This is a genomic window from Pokkaliibacter plantistimulans (assembly GCF_003194385.1).
GTDB classification, from domain to species: Bacteria; Pseudomonadota; Gammaproteobacteria; order Pseudomonadales; family Balneatricaceae; genus Pokkaliibacter; species Pokkaliibacter plantistimulans.
On sequence record NZ_LAPT01000021.1, the window covers coordinates 1 to 15171 of the forward strand.

General features: G+C 53.3%; 15 protein-coding genes. 12 read left to right on the forward strand and 3 right to left on the reverse strand.

What is annotated here, in order from left to right:
• Window positions 1-257: 257 nt before the first annotated feature.
• Window positions 258-2021: an ABCB family ABC transporter ATP-binding protein/permease gene (locus WH50_RS04985; protein ID WP_243410002.1), complete on the reverse strand. Its 1764-nt coding sequence runs from the start codon at window positions 2019-2021 to the stop codon at window positions 258-260.
• A 173-nt stretch (window positions 2022-2194) separates the two neighbouring features.
• Here WH50_RS04985 and WH50_RS04990 point away from each other — a divergent pair, with 173 nt between their 5' ends.
• On the forward strand, window positions 2195-3019 hold the full coding sequence (locus tag WH50_RS04990) for a YiiX/YebB-like N1pC/P60 family cysteine hydrolase (protein WP_110186330.1): 825 nt from the start codon (window positions 2195-2197) through the stop codon (window positions 3017-3019).
• 19 nt (window positions 3020-3038) lie between these two features.
• Here WH50_RS04990 and WH50_RS04995 read toward each other — a convergent pair whose 3' ends face one another.
• Window positions 3039-3938, reverse strand: a complete 900-nt coding sequence (locus WH50_RS04995) for an EamA family transporter (RefSeq protein WP_110186331.1) — start codon at window positions 3936-3938, stop codon at window positions 3039-3041.
• Window positions 3939-4011: 73 nt separating this feature from the next.
• Between WH50_RS04995 and WH50_RS05000 the strand changes: the two genes are divergently transcribed.
• From WH50_RS05000 to WH50_RS05025, 6 genes are all read left to right on the forward strand, one after another.
• Window positions 4012-4536: a MarR family winged helix-turn-helix transcriptional regulator gene (locus tag WH50_RS05000; protein ID WP_243410003.1), complete on the forward strand. Its 525-nt coding sequence runs from the start codon at window positions 4012-4014 to the stop codon at window positions 4534-4536.
• A 26-nt stretch (window positions 4537-4562) separates the two neighbouring features.
• Entirely contained in the window at window positions 4563-4994 is a 432-nt protein-coding gene (locus tag WH50_RS05005; protein ID WP_110186333.1) for a GNAT family N-acetyltransferase, read from the forward strand.
• A gap of 201 nt (window positions 4995-5195) precedes the next feature.
• Window positions 5196-6218: a low-specificity L-threonine aldolase gene (ltaE, locus tag WH50_RS05010; RefSeq protein WP_243410004.1), complete on the forward strand. Its 1023-nt coding sequence runs from the start codon at window positions 5196-5198 to the stop codon at window positions 6216-6218.
• 40 nt (window positions 6219-6258) lie between these two features.
• Window positions 6259-6531 (forward strand): GIY-YIG nuclease family protein, encoded by a 273-nt coding sequence (locus WH50_RS05015; protein WP_243410006.1) that lies wholly within the window; start codon window positions 6259-6261, stop codon window positions 6529-6531.
• Between the two features lie 90 nt (window positions 6532-6621).
• Window positions 6622-7836, forward strand: coding sequence for an aminotransferase class V-fold PLP-dependent enzyme (locus WH50_RS05020; protein ID WP_110186336.1), 1215 nt, complete (start codon window positions 6622-6624; stop codon window positions 7834-7836).
• A 2-nt stretch (window positions 7837-7838) separates the two neighbouring features.
• On the forward strand, window positions 7839-8315 hold the full coding sequence (locus WH50_RS05025; protein ID WP_110186337.1) for a SufE family protein: 477 nt from the start codon (window positions 7839-7841) through the stop codon (window positions 8313-8315).
• A 7-nt stretch (window positions 8316-8322) separates the two neighbouring features.
• Here the strand turns inward: WH50_RS05025 and tcdA are convergent, their stop codons facing one another.
• Window positions 8323-9132, reverse strand: coding sequence for a tRNA cyclic N6-threonylcarbamoyladenosine(37) synthase TcdA (gene tcdA, locus WH50_RS05030; protein WP_110186338.1), 810 nt, complete (start codon window positions 9130-9132; stop codon window positions 8323-8325).
• Window positions 9133-9387: 255 nt separating this feature from the next.
• On the opposite strand from tcdA, the gene WH50_RS05035 reads away from it, so the two are divergent.
• From WH50_RS05035 to betB, 5 genes are all read left to right on the forward strand, one after another.
• A complete protein-coding gene (locus tag WH50_RS05035) occupies window positions 9388-10299 on the forward strand; it encodes a DMT family transporter (RefSeq protein WP_110186339.1) in 912 nt (303 codons plus the stop codon).
• Window positions 10300-10607: 308 nt separating this feature from the next.
• The gene (locus WH50_RS05040; protein WP_110186340.1) at window positions 10608-11816 is read left to right on the forward strand and encodes an ammonium transporter; all 1209 of its coding nucleotides are present in this window, start codon (window positions 10608-10610) and stop codon (window positions 11814-11816) included.
• A gap of 228 nt (window positions 11817-12044) precedes the next feature.
• The gene (locus tag WH50_RS05045) at window positions 12045-12809 is read left to right on the forward strand and encodes a 3-hydroxybutyrate dehydrogenase (RefSeq protein WP_110186341.1); all 765 of its coding nucleotides are present in this window, start codon (window positions 12045-12047) and stop codon (window positions 12807-12809) included.
• 200 nt (window positions 12810-13009) lie between these two features.
• Complete coding sequence (gene betI / locus WH50_RS05050; RefSeq protein WP_110186342.1) at window positions 13010-13630, forward strand: transcriptional regulator BetI; 621 nt, start codon at window positions 13010-13012, stop codon at window positions 13628-13630.
• 40 nt (window positions 13631-13670) lie between these two features.
• The gene (gene betB / locus WH50_RS05055) at window positions 13671-15155 is read left to right on the forward strand and encodes a betaine-aldehyde dehydrogenase (RefSeq protein ID WP_110186343.1); all 1485 of its coding nucleotides are present in this window, start codon (window positions 13671-13673) and stop codon (window positions 15153-15155) included.
• The last annotated feature ends 16 nt before the right edge of the window (window positions 15156-15171 follow it).

A 15171-nucleotide genomic window follows, 5' to 3' on the forward strand; every position in this document is an offset into this window, starting at 1 on the left:
TCAGGCCATCCTGCCAGAGGGTTTATTGTTGCTGGAGTAGTCCGGTAGCGATGCGTTTTAACAGGTCGTTGAAAATCTATCTGCGTTGCCGAATACCGCGTCAAAAACAGGCTCACAGCCAAAGGCTGAACGTGCTTTAGCACGGCCCCGAAGGGGCGAGCGGAGCGAGTCAAATGCTCATTTAGTTCACTAAACTCCGCTTTTTCGCCTGTTTTTTCCTTGTCTCGGCTGCCTCGATAACGTTTTTCAACAGCCTGCTAATGGATAGTCTCAACCTGCGGTGCACTTTCTCTGTTGTTCTCCTGCTGAGCCTGCCACAGCCCCGCATAGCGTCCTTTGCGAGAAAGCAGCTCGTTATGTGTGCCCTGTTCAACCAGGTGGCCATTTTCCATCACCACAATCAGGTCGGCGTCGGCGATGGTTGAAAGTCTATGAGCGATGGCCAGGCTGGTGATGCCAACAGATATTTCACGCAGTGCCTGCATGATGCTTTGCTCTGAATGGCTATCGAGGGATGAGGTGGCTTCATCAAAAACCAGAATAGATGGTCGCTTGAGAATTGCGCGGGCAATAGCAATGCGCTGTTTTTCACCTCCACTCAGCTTAAGCCCCCGTTCACCCACCAATGTGTCCAAACCCAGAGGAAGTTGCTGAATGAAGTGCTGTAGATGGGCTAAGCGCACCGCTTCCATTATTTCAGCATCACTGGCCTCTGTGTTGCCATAGCGAATATTGTCTTTGATGCTGGCATTAAATAGCACCGTATCCTGTGGCACGATGCCAATGGCGCCTCGCAGACTGTGTTGTGTCACTTCTCTAATGTCCTGACCATCTATCAGGATGGCCCCGGCGTTGACGTCATAAAAGCGAAACAGCAGTCGCACAAGGGTTGATTTGCCGGAGCCGCTGCTACCAACGACAGCTAACTTTTTACCCGCCTGAAGAGTGAAGCTTATGTTCTGCAGAATGCTTCGCTCTGCGGTATAGGCAAACTCTACATTTCTGAACTCCACGGTGCCGGCCTGCACAGCGAGAGGCTTGGCCATCGGTTTGTCCATAATGGCGGGGCGTTGATCGAGCAGGTCAAACATACGTTCTATGTTGACCATCGCGCCACGCATTTCCCTATAGACAAATCCCAGCAGATTGAGGGGAAGGAACAGCTGCATCATAAATGCATTAATCAGGACAAAATCGCCGATGGTCATCGCACCCTGTCGTACATAGTTGGCGGCGAGCAACAACATTGATGTCATTGCAATGGCAACGATGAGCGCCTGACCACCATTCAGAACAAACAGTGACAGGCGGTTCTGCCGTCGGGCTGTTTCCCAGCGCTGCAGGTCGAGGTCATAGTGACGTGTTTCGTACTCTTCATTGGTAAAGTACTTCACCGTCTCATAGTTCAGCAGGCTGTCAACGGCCCGGGCATTGGACTCTGAGTCTGCTTTGTTGGCTGCACGAAGATACTGCGTACGCCAGTGTGTAGCCATGACCGAGAAGCTGATATAGGCAACTACGGCAGCCAGGGTGATCAGGGCGAAACTGGTTTGATAATGCAACAGCAGTACGCCTGTCACCATGGCGATCTCGAACAAGGTCGGCAAAATATTGAAGACCATAAAGCGCATGACAAAGCTAATACCCGATGTGCCTCGCTCAATATCACGCGAAAGTGCCCCTGTGCTGCGACTGAGATGAAAGCCAAGGTCAAGGTTATGGAGATGTTTGAATACATCCAGACCTATCTGGTGCATCGCTTGTTCAGTCACACGGCCGAAGAGTACATCCCTTACTTCACCAAACAAGGTGTTGGCCAGTCGTACCAGACCGTAAGCAAGCAAAAGGCCCAGGGGAAAATAGGCCAGGTCAGGCTGGGAAGTGCTCCCGGCCAGGGCGTCAACGACATGCTTGAGCACGAAAGGCATGTACACACTGGCCAGCTTGGCTGCAATAAGGCAGGTCAGCGCCAAAGCAATACGGCCCTTGAAGCGCATAAGGTAGGGCCAGAGCTTTCTCATTGCCCGAAGGCTGAAAGCTACATCTTCATTGTCAGAAAAGCTGTGTCGTGAACGCATGGGAAAGTGTCGTGAATAGCTGAGGAGTGATGCACCCATCAGGCATAGTTGATTGATTGAATAGCGCCTATGCTATGAATGGTACTCATAATAAAGATAGCAAGCAGAGTAGACCTATGTTTATTTCCGAGCGAATCGGCTATTGGCTGGCGAGGTACTTGTCCAAACCCCGTGATGAAGCAGTCAATATCGCCACCAGCCGTCCTGAGTTACTGCGTAAGACGTTGCGTAAGGGTGATGTGCTACTGGTGGAAGGGACCAGCAGAATCAGCACCACCATCAAGTATCTGACTCAGTCTACGTGGTCGCATGCTGCGCTTTATATTGGCAAGGAGGAAGCCACCGCCATCCACAGTGCTTCCACATCCGCTGATTACTCCGGCGAATTGCCTGTGTTGATCGAGGCTGATGTACTGGAGGGTGTCAGGGTAGTACCGCTGAGCATGTACTCGCATCTGCACACACGGATTTGTAGGCCTGTGGGGTTGAGCGCTGAAGAGATCGATGAAGTGGTGCGTTTTGCCCGCAGCAGAATAGGCCAGCACTATGATCTGAAGAATATTTTCGATCTGGCACGTTATCTGGTTACCGTCCCACCTATTCCGACCTACTGGCGGCGATATTTTCTGCAACTGGGTAGTGGTGATCCCACCAAGGCCATCTGTTCTTCCCTGATTGCTCAGGCATTCCAGAGTATGAATTATCCCATCCTGCCACGTGTCTCCAAGATCACCTGGCAGGACAAACGCGGCAGGGTAAGGACCGAGGAGGTGCTTCACCGACGGGATCCCAGTCTTTATGTGCCGCGCGATTTTGACGTTTCACCTTACTTCAGAGTAGTGAAGCCCGCCATAGAGCAAGGGTTTGATCCACACAACCTGACCTGGGCGCGTTCTGAGCAGGGTGATCGTCCTCTGCCTGAGTTTGATCTGGAAAACTGACTTTGCTCGGAAGGTTTCGTCAGTCCTTTATTAATTCTGCTGAAACATTGGCTGTAGCCTGATAAGGCTGATGCCTGATCCGAAGCGTCAGCAACTGATTTCCAATCAGGCTCAAAAGGACCAGTGTCATGCCGCACCATTGAACAGGGCTGAACACTTCGCCCGCCAGCACCTGGCCCAGCGTGACGGCAGTCACTGGGCTCATCAAGCCAAGAAACGCCAGTTGAGTGGTCGTTAGCCTGGTTATCTGACTGAACCAGATGAAATAGGCCAGCCCCGTATTCATCACTGCAAGCCACAGTGCACCAAGAGTGACCGATGAGGTAAAGGTCGGCGGCTGGCCCTCAAATACCAAAGCCATAATCAGCAGGACCACACCCCCTCCCGTCAATTGCAGACCTGTGTAGGTGTGTACGCCCATATCACTGGGTTTTCCCCACTCTTTACTCAGGAATGTGCCCAACGCCAGTGAAGAACAGGACAGCAGCGCAGCAACAAGGCCGACAGGATCAAGGTGTGTGGTCGGTGCAAGCACCAGCAAACCGATACCGGGGATGGCCAGCAGCGCAATAATCAGCTGGGCAGGGCGAGGCTGCTGCCCTTTGGCGATCCACATCAACATGATGGCCTGTACGGGCATGGTTGCGCCCAGTGTGGCGGCAATGCCCCCGGGCAGGCGGTAGGTTGCAATAAAAAGCAGGGCAAAAAACAGCCCGACGTTGAGCACACCAGCAGTCATAATTCGCAGCAGCCATTTCGCTGAAGGAATGCGTGCCGTCAGTAGCATCAGTAAACCGATGGGAAGTGCCCTGAGAGTGGCTGTCCACAAGGGCATATCGGCAGGCATCAGATGTTGAGCAACGAGGTAGGTAGTTCCCCATAGAACAGGGGCCATGGCTGCGAGTAGAATAGCGTTCATTGTCTGCAGGCTAATAATCTTAACGTTGAGACGAATGCTAACGGCAGATATTCTTTTTATCAAGAATCTTAATGTGAAGATAAATATGCAGGAAGATCATATTGACGCCATTCTGGCGCAGTGGGCTGAAGAGCGTCCTGACGTCAATGTTGCATCAATGGGCATTCTCGGGCGTATCTCACGCATTTCGGCCTTGTCAGACAGGGCAGTCAAAGATAACCACGGTCGCTATCAGCTGCACCCCGGTGAGTTTGATGTGCTCGCGACACTCCGTCGCAGTGGTGCGCCATATCAGCTCACACCAACAGCCCTCTTTAAAAGCGCACTGCTGACCTCCGGAGCCATGACTAATCGTCTGGATAAGCTGGAGAGAGCCGGGTTGGTCGAGCGTACGATGGATCCTGCTGACCGGCGTAGCTTGCTGGTCAGGCTGACCGGCTCAGGTATCGAGCTGATTGATGAGGTGTTGCTGAGCCATGTAAGTACACAGCGAACCCTGCTATCAGGCCTGTCTGAAGAAGAGCAGTCACAGCTGGCTGCATTGTTGCGTAAATGGTTGATAGCACTTGAAGGCAGTGATCCCCACTGCAGTAAGTAATAAGTAAGTTGTTTGAGGTACGTTCTATGTTTATCCATGTGGAGTCCACTCCTACGGAAGAAGACCGCGAGTGGGTCCATCAGCGCCTGATTGATTTTAATCGTGCGCGTTTTGAAGTCAGTCAGAGTTTTCCGGTGGCGGTTTTTGTTGATGACGATGACGGCGTACGCCAGGGTGGGTTAACGGGCAGGACATTTGGCAACTGGCTAATGATCGAATATTTCTGGCTGGCCGAAGATACGCGTGGTCAGGGATATGGCAGCAAGTTGCTGGCAGCATTGGAGCAAGAGGCTATCCAGCGGGGATGCCGCTTTGCCATGCTTGATACACTCGACTTTCAGGCCAAGCCATTCTATGAGAAGCAAGGGTATCGTGTGGTATACACCATGGATGCCTATCCTCAGCTGGGCAAGCGTCATTACATGGTTAAAGAGTTTGCTGTAGAGGGTGCTTGCTAGTTACACAAGTGATGACATCGCTCCTTAGCATGCGCTGACGATCAGAGTGGAATAAGGACTCACCCGTTCTGGAGCTTCCGTTGCCCAGCCTGAAGCGTGACAGCAGCAATGGCTGCTCATGTTTTAACGCTTGGTATTTTAATATTTAAACGATATCGTTTAGATATTGTGATTTAAATGAATGTATAACGGAGCGATGTAATGCTTAGGATGATTGATTTACGCAGCGATACCGTAACGCGTCCTACCGAGGCGGTGCGCCAGGTAATGGCCAAAGCGGATGTCGGCGATGATGTGTACGGCGAAGATCCCAGCATCATTCGTCTGGAAGCCAGGGTGGCAGCCATGCTGGGCAAGGAGCAGGGGTTGTATGTTGCTTCTGGTGTGCAGAGCAACCTGCTTGCGTTGTTGTGCCACTGTCAGCGTGGAGACGAATACATCGTCGGGCAGGATTATCACACCTATAAATACGAAGGGGGCGGTGCGGCCGTGTTAGGCAGCATCCAGCCTCAGCCAGTTCAGGTGGAGGCAGACGGCTCCCTTGATCTGCAGCGAGTCGAGTCCGTCATCAAGCCCAAGGATCTGCACTTTGCCCGCTCCAGGCTGCTGTCACTGGAAAACACCCACGGAGGCAAAGTGATTGGGCTCGACTATCTCAGTCAGGCGCGTGCGCTGAGTGACCGCCGTCAACTAGGGCTGCATCTGGATGGTGCGCGGATGATGAATGCGGCTGTTGCGCTCCAGTGTGAAGCGATTGATATCGCTACATATTTTGACTCTGTCTCCCTTTGTCTGTCGAAAGGTTTGGGAGCGCCTGTCGGGTCTGTGCTGTCTGGTAGCAAGGACTTCATCGAGGAAGCCAGACACTGGCGGAAAATGCTCGGTGGCGGGATGCGTCAGGCCGGTATTCTGGCTGCTGCAGGGGAATATGTGCTGGATCATCATGTTACTCGACTGGCTGATGACCATGCTCATGCGCAGCAACTTGCAGAGGGGCTGGGTGAGCTGGAGGGCGTCAGTTTGCACGGTGTGGCAACCAACATTCTCTACATCGGCTTTGACCGTCATGATCCTCAAGTTGTGGCTGCTGCGTTGAAAGAGAAGCATATTCTGATCAGCCCGGCGGCTAAAACACGACTGGTGACCCATTTAGATGTGCATGCGGAGGATGTTCCCTATGTGGTGCAATGCTTCGCTGAAGTGATGGCAAGTCTGGCTGTATGAGTCGTTCGTACCTGACACGTGGCAATATGCGGTGGAAGTAGTGTCTACAGAAACCGCGGTGCTGTGGTGGGTCTACATCATAGAGGCTGCTGACGGCAGCCTCTATACCGGTATCACCAATCATTTATTACGGCGCTGGTTGGCCCACTGTCAGGGGAAGGGGGCCAAGTATCTTCGTTCGCGCCCTCCCAAATGTCTCGTCTATGTGGAGCTTCAACCTGACCGCTCCATGGCCAGCAAGAGGGAGGCTGCTATCAAGCGCCTGACCCGGCAGCAGAAGCTGACGCTTATCCAAAGTGGTCTCACACGATAAGCAACCTTGCTGTTTAGATGCCGTTACCCTGCGCATTGCTGGTGGTCTGGGCTATACTTGGCGCCATCCTTTCTCAAATATCCTGTGCACATGCCCATCTTTGATATTGAATCCGTACGCCGCGACTTTCCGTTGATCGTTAACGAAACTCTGGAAGGTCGGGTGTATCTGGATAATGCCGCGACCAGCCAGAAGCCCAAGTGTGTTCTGGATACCATCAACCACTATTACGCTCAGCAGAATGCCAATGTGCATCGTGCTTCCCATCACTTGTCCACGCAGGCAACGCTGGCTTATGAAGAGGCGAGGGAAACTGTCAGGCACTTTCTCAACGCACGCAGTCGTGAAGAAATTGTCTGGACCAGTGGCGCGACGGCAGCCATCAATCTTGTAGCGAATAGCTACGGGCGCCGTTTCCTTCAGCCGGGTGACGAAATTCTGCTCAGTGAATGTGAGCATCACAGCAATATTGTCCCCTGGCAGTTACTGGCTGAAGAGCGCGGACTCACCCTGCGTTATATCCCTGTCTTGCCTACTGGCGAACTGGATCTGTCCGAGCTTCCCACCTTGCTTAATGAGCGAACCAAGCTGGTTGCTCTGGCCCATGTATCAAACTCACTGGGTATGCCAATGCCTGTTGAGCGGGTGATCGCAGCTGCCAAGCGGTATCGGGCGCGGGTGCTGATTGACGGCTCTCAGGCAGTGGCGCATGACAATGTGGATGTGCAGGCGCTGGATTGCGATTTTTATGTGTTCTCGGGGCACAAGGTGTTCGGGCCGAGTGGTATCGGCGTTCTTTACGGCAAGTACGAGTTGCTGGAAATCATGCCTCCCTGGCAGGGCGGCGGGGAGATGATCGAACAGGTTTCCAAACGCGGCGCGACCTTCACCCTGCCACCTCTGCGTTTTGAAGCGGGTACTCCGCATATTGCTGGTGCGATAGGTCTGGCCAGTGCACTGCGTTATCTGTCGACGCTGGATCGTCAGGCGGCCGCTGAATATGAGCGTTATCTGCTGAACGGCATGGAGCGTCTCTGTGCCGATATTCCGGGCTTTCAGCTGGTCGGCGGTCAGGGGAGAACCAGTATCATGTCCTTTCTGGTGAAGGGAATGCACCCGCAGGACATAGGCACACTGATGGATATGCAGGGTATTGCCGTCCGGGTCGGTCATCACTGTGCGATGCCTATGATGGAGGCGCTGGGTCTGTCAGGTACGATTCGTGCTTCTTTGGCTTTCTACAATAACCTTGATGATGTTGAGCGCTTTGTCGATGCCTTGCGCAAGGCCGTAACGGAGTTCTGAAGATGCAGCAGGTCATTACTTTCCCCGAGCTGGTCACCATCATGGAGCAGCATCCCATCAGCATTGCCAGTCGTGATGACGTGCTGGGCGGTGTCTATGCAGCTCAGGGGTGGGAAGGGCGCTATCGGGAGTTGATGAGGCTCGGGCGCGACTTGCCTGCGTTGCCGGAAGAGCTGTACGAGTATTCCTGTCCCGTCAAAGGCTGTGAAAGTGAAGTGCGGTTGCTGTTGGGAATCACGCCAGAAGGAGGTTTCTGGTGCTGGGCGCATAGTGAGGCGCGCATTATCAGTGGCCTGATTGCATTACTGCTCGGACAGGTTAACGGCCTCAGCGCCGCACAGGTCTGCGGGCTGCATCTCGAAGCGGAAATGGAAGAGCTGGGGTTGATGCGTCATCTGAGTCCATCCCGTGGGAACGGTCTGAAAGCCATCATTAACGCTATTCAAAGCCATGCCTGCTGTTTGAGCCAGCAGGCATGAGGCAGTGTTACTGAGCCGTCTTGCTCGCCAGTTTGTTCAGGATGCGAGACACGGCGACCATACCAAAGGTCGATGTCACGACAGTGGCGGCGCCGAAACCGCTGGCACAATCCAGTTTTACCGGTCCCTCTTCTGTTGAAGGTTTCTGCAGGCAGACGCTGCCGTCCGCCTGCGGGTATTTCAGTTGCTCGGTGGAATAGACGCAGTCGATACCGAATTTGGCTTTCGGGCCTTTCGGAAAACCATATTGCTTGCGCAGCTGATTGCGTACACGTGCTGCCAGCGGGTCATGCGTCGTTTTGGTCAGGTCGGTAATACTGATTTGCGTGGGGTCGATCTGACCTCCGGCACCGCCAGTGGTAATTACAGCGATCTTGTTACGTTTGCAGTAGTTCAGCAGTGCAGCCTTGGCGCGTACGCTGTCGATGGCATCCAGCACATAGTCCAGTGACGTCGGCAGACACTCTGTCAGGTTGTCTTCACCGATAAAGTCTTCAATCACATTAACCCGGCATTCCGGATTGATCGTCTTTACCCGCTCCGCCATGGCATTCACCTTGATCTTGCCGATCTGGCCGTCCAGAGCATGAATCTGGCGGTTGACATTGCTGATGCAGATATCGTCCAGATCGATCAGCGTCAGCTGGCCGATACCGCTTCTGGCCAGTGCCTCCACCGCCCAGGACCCGACACCGCCAATGCCAATCACGCAGACGTGACTGTTATGAAAGTACTCCAGCGCCGCACGGCCATAGAGGCGGGCGATTCCGCCGAAGCGTAACAGGTAGTTTTCACTGAGGGGGGAAACGTCTGACATGGTTCGAGGTCTTGCGTGGATTCAGATTGAGACAGGCGCGTGAGCTTAACGAAAATCGCCTACTGATTAAAGCTGAAACGGCCCCGGCAAACGCTTCAGGCATCAGTTTGGCTCACTGATCTGATATTAATAAATCTTATGAAGTGCCTCGTTGTATCAGGGTATAGTGTCGCTCGTAGTCCATATCGAAGATTGCATGCAATCAAGCCTGCGTGTGAGTACTCGAGTGCAACATCAGAGAGTCAACGGCCCATCATGAGAACCAGTACACTTCGTGCAGACATTCTGCTGCTTATTACCGCCGCTATCTGGGGTACGGCATTCGTTGCCCAGCGCGTAGGAATGGAGCATCTTCAGCCTTTTACCTTTAACTTTGCCCGCTTTCTGTTAGGGGGGCTGTCTCTGCTGCCTCTGGTTTTCTGGTTCAGCCGCAAGCGCGCAAAGACTGAGCAGGAGTCTGCTAACCTGGGGTTTCTGTTGCTGGGTGGGATTGCTGCTGGTCTGATTCTGTTTGCTGGCTCTTCTCTACAACAGGTGGGCTTGCTTTATACCACCGCAGGCAAGGCAGGATTCATTACCGGCTTATACCTGATCTTCGTGCCCATTCTTGGGCTGTTCCTCAGCCATAAAACCGGTGCAAATACCTGGTTAGGCGCGGCGCTGGCGCTGGTTGGCTTGTACTTCTTAAGTGTGACCGAGGATTTCACGCTGGCTTACGGCGATGCACTGGAGTTAATCGGCGCAGTATTCTGGGCGGGCCATGTACTGATCATCGGCTGGCTGAGTCGTCGTACCGATCCGCTGGCATTGAGTGTGGTGCAGTTGTTTACCTGTATGTTACTTAGCCTGGCGACAGCACTGGTGACCGAGGATATCCAGCTATCTGCCATCAAAGAGGCCTGGTTCCCCATCGTCTATGCGGGTCTGTTTTCAGTGGGTGTTGCCTACACGTTGCAGATTATTGGCCAGAAAGAAGCACCACCCGCACATGCGGCAATTATCCTCAGTGGTGAGGCTGTATTCGCCGTTCTGGGTGGCTGGCTGTTGCTGGACGAGTCGCTGGGCATGCGGGAACTGGCAGGTTGTGCGCTGATGCTGGCGGGCATGTTGTTGTCACAGTTTACCTTTCGCTGGCTGCGTCGGCGCCAGCAGGGTGCTGTTGCCTAGCTCATATCTTTTGTAACCTGATCCCAGGGCCAGCTAAATGCTGGCCTCGTTGTCTTACCGTCCCCTCACTGTTTTCTGTTTGCTTCTTTCATGTGAATCTTCCACGTATATCCTGTTTTTGCCTTCTCATGGGGCAGAATTTTGTCATGGCATAAAAAATGCTTATTCGTGGTGCGAAATATCAAATAAGCGAGTCCACACGTATGGGCTTGCGCATTTTGCCCTAGTCATGATCTTAACTGGTGCACCGTTGGTGGGTGTGGTGTTTTTATGCCCGATATTGGTGCTCCATTGGGAGAGGAAGAGCTGTGGAAGCCATTAATAGTGCTGTGGCCACTCTGGTTACCAGTACCAATACCTTGTTCATCTTACTAGGCGCCATCATGGTGCTGGCCATGCATGCCGGTTTTGCCTTCCTAGAGGTTGGAACAGTAAGGCATAAGAATCAGGTCAATGCGCTGGTCAAAATTATGACTGACTTTGGCTTTTCAACATTGGCCTACTTTTTCGTAGGCTACTGGATTGCCTACGGTGTGAATTTTTTCGACAGTGCCACCGTGCTGGCCGAGCACAATGGGTATGCTCTGGTTAAGTTTTTCTTTTTATTGACCTTTGCTGCTGCTATTCCCGCTATCGTTTCTGGTGGGGTGGCTGAACGGGCCAAATTCTGGCCCATGCTGATCTCTGCCATGTGTTGTGTAGGGCTGGTCTACCCGCTGTTTGAAGGCATCATCTGGAATGGTAACTGGGGGGTGCAACACTGGTTCGCGACCCAGTTTGGCGCATCTTTTCATGACTTCGCCGGTTCCGTTGTGGTGCATGCGGTGGGAGGCTGGATTGCGCTGGCGGCAGTCATGTTGCTGGGTAATCGAAAAGGACGTTATCGCGGTGACAGGCTGATAGCCTTCGCTCCCTCCAATATTCCTTTTCTGGCGCTGGGTGCGTGGATTCTGACCATTGGCTGGTTTGGCTTCAATGTCATGTCGGCACAAACCCTGGACGGCATCAGTGGTCTGGTAGCGGTAAATACACTGATGGCAATGGTTGGCGGGATTATCACGTCTTCGCTTGCAGGTAAAAATGACCCCGGTTTCATTCATAACGGGCCACTGGCAGGGCTGGTTGCTGTCTGTGCGGGCTCTGATTTGATGCATCCGATTGGTGCGCTGGTGGTGGGGGGTATTGCTGGCTGGTTGTTCGTTTGGGTTTTCACTCTGGTGCAAAACCGCTGGCAGATTGATGACGTGCTGGGTGTGTGGCCTTTGCATGGTTTGTGTGGGGCCTGGGGAGGTATTGCGGCGGGCATTTTTGGCCAGCAGGCTCTAGGCGGACTAGGAGGGGTATCCCTGCTCACTCAGGTGCTGGGCACATTGCTGGGGCTGGCAATCGGGCTGGGTGGCGGCTTTATCGTTTATGGTCTGATGAAGAAGCTGGCGGGTATCAGATTGAGTGAAGAAGAAGAGTTTAACGGTGCCGATCTGTCCATTCACAAGATCAGTGCCAACAGTATTGAGTGATCCGGTTTCGTAAGTGCAATGCAACGCAGGCTCTGAGCCTGCGTTTTTGTTTCTGTTTGACTGAACCTGCAGGTTGAGGTTGTGCACGGTCGCTGGCGCTTTGTGCAATTGCGTAACCTTTGCTTGGAAAAGCGCCATTCTTTACCTATGTTTCCCCATGTCTTTCCAAAAAATGTGCGCGGCATGGCGCACAGTTATCGATTATGTCAACGCCAAGAGGATTGCAAAATGAGTAAACCATGGGTGCTGGTAACAGGCGCGGGTAGTGGCATTGGTCAGGGTATTTCTGAGGTGCTGGCCAGCAAGGGGTTTCCTGTTCTGGTGACGGATCTCAACGGCGAAGCCGCTGCAGCAGTCGCCGAAGGTATTGTTGCAAAGGGCGGCAAGGCAGAGAGCGGTACGCTGAACGTGGGTGATGCCGCAGCGATTGATGCCTTTGTCAGTCAGCTCAATCTGCCAGTCGGTGCCGTGGTTAACAATGCCGGTCTGCAACATGTGGCTAAGCTTGAAGAGTTTCCCCCAGAGCGCTGGGCGTTGCTGATTCAGGTCATGCTGACTGGGGCTGCCATGCTAACCCGGGCCTTGCTGCCCGGAATGCGTGAACGTGGCTATGGCAGGGTGATCAATATCGGCTCAATTCACTCTCTCGTGGGCTCACCATACAAAAGCGCCTATGTCGCTGCCAAGCATGGATTGCTCGGTTTCAGCAAAGTGATGGCGCTGGAGACCGCTGATACTGACATTACTGTGAACACCATCTGCCCGTCTTATGTGAAGACGCCATTGGTAGATAAGCAGATCGAAGCCCAGGCCAAAGAGAATGGCATCTCCCCGGAGGAAGTGGTTTCGGAAATCATGTTGAAGCCGATGCCCAAGGGGGTATTTATCAGTCTGGAAGAGTTGGCCGGTATTACCGAGTTCCTGATGAGTGATAGTGCTCGAAACATTACCGGTCAGGCAATCACGGTTGATGGTGGTTGGACTGTTCGATAACTAATTAATTTTAAGATGTCTTTCTGACTCTGCTTTCTCTTGATGTCCCCTAATAATCAATAAAATGGCCGCTTAATGCGGCCATTTTTGTTTCTCGCTCTCTAAAAATAATTTCGATCATTAAATATTAGTTGACATCTGTAAGGTGGCAACGGTAAGTTTTATTTAAATGGACGTTCAATCAAAAAAGAGGGTCGGTCATGCCAAAGCTCGGTATGCCGGAGATTCGTAAGCCTCAGCTTATCGATGCGACGCTGGAAGTGATTGGTGAAGTGGGGCTGGGTAAGACCACGGTAGCCATGATCAGTAAAAGAGCGGGAGTGTCCGCCGGCATCATCAACCACTACTTCGGTGGGAAGGATGGGCTGCTGAATCAGTCGATGCGAACCATCCTGCGCGAGTTGAATGATGGTGTGCGCGAGCGACGTGAGGCTTTGCCTGCTGACTGGCCTATCGAACGGGTTCGGGCCATTGTCGGTGGCAACTTTGATTCACGTCAGCTGGATCCGCGCGTCATGAAGACCTGGTTGGCATTCTGGGCGCAAGCCATGCACGACGAGGAGCTGGCAAGACTGCAGCGGGTTAACGAAAAGCGTCTGCTGTCCCATTTGCGCTACGAGTTGCGTAAGTGCCTGTCACGAGAACAGGCGCGGGAAGTAGCAACCGGCATTGCGGCGCTGATTGATGGCATCTGGTTGCGCGGTGCGTTGAGCGGTGGCGTAGAGCAGGCTGAAGCAGTGAAGTTGATTGACTCATTTATTCGGGGACAGTTGGGCTTGTGGCACAGCACCAGCCGGGTCCAGATAGCGTCCAACTATTAATTTACGATTTTAGTAACCCAAGATTATTGAGCTGATGACCATGTCTGATAAACAACCTCTGTTTCCACTTTCTGCAGGACAGCTGTTCATCAACGGTGAGCGTTGCATGGCAACGTCTGGCGAAACCTTTGAGTCCGTCAATCCCGCCAATGGTGAGCTGTTGGCCCTGGTACAGCAGGCTGCTGCTGAAGATGTGGAGCGTGCTGTTGCTGCGGCAGAGGCTGGCTTCAAGGTCTGGTCGGCCATGTCGGGCATGGCGCGCGGACGGATCCTGCTGCGTGCAGCGGCCATCATGCGTGAGCGTGCTGAAGAAATTGCCCGTCTGGAAGTCACCGATAACGGCAAACCATATCAGGAAGCAATTGCTGTCGACGTGCCTACCGGTGCGGATGTGATCGAGTATTACGCCGGTCTGGCAGGTGCCGTGCAGGGTGAGCATCAGCAGCTCAGCCCCAACCAGTTTTTCTATACCCGTCGTGAGCCACTGGGAGTATGCGCTGGCATTGGCGCCTGGAACTATCCATTCCAGATCGCATGCTGGAAGTCGGCTCCGGCGCTGGCTTGTGGAAATGCCATGATCTTCAAACCGTCAGAGGAAACCCCTCTGTCAGTGTTGCTGCTGGCCGACATCTATAAAGAAGCAGGACTGCCTGATGGCGTGTTCAACGTTATTCAGGGCGATTATCGCGCGGGACAGTATCTGTCACGCCATCCTCGCATCGCCAAAGTGTCTTTCACCGGTGAAAGTGGCACCGGCCGCAAAGTCATGGCAGATGCTGCTGCGTCACTGAAAGAAGTGACCATGGAGCTGGGTGGCAAGTCACCGCTGATTATTTTTGAAGACGCCAAACTGGCGAACGCCGTGACCGCAGCGCTGATGGCCAACTTCTATACTCAGGGCGAAGTGTGCACCCACGGTACCCGTGTCTTTGTTCATCGCAGTCTGTATGCCGATTTTGTAAGCGAAGTGGTCGAACGCACCAAGGCGTTGAAGATTGGTGACCCGCAGGATCCTGAGACGCAGATTGGCGCACTGGTTTCGGCCAAGCACATGGAAAAAGTGGTCAGCTACCTGGAGAAGGGCAAGGCGTCAGGCGCTACGCTGGCCGTGGGCGGCAATCGCGTTACTCGTGACGGGCTGGATAAAGGCTGCTTTGTCGAGCCAACGGTATTCACCGATTGCACCGATGACATGCCGCAGGTAACGGATGAAATCTTTGGTCCGGTGATGTCCGTGCTGGTCTTCGATGATGAAGAGGAAGTCATCCGTCGCGCTAATGGCACGCCTTATGGTCTGGCCGCAGGCATCTTCACTCAGGACCTGTCACGTGCTCATCGGGTGATTGCTCAGATCGAAGCCGGGATTTGCTGGATCAATACTTATGGTGGTTCGCCAGCGGAGATGCCTGTCGGTGGTTACAAGCAGTCTGGTATCGGCAGAGAAAACGGAATGCAGACCATTCACCACTACACCCAGCTGAAAAGTGTGCTGGTTGAGCTGGGTGATGTCGAAGGCCCTTACTAATTCTGGTTGTCCAGGC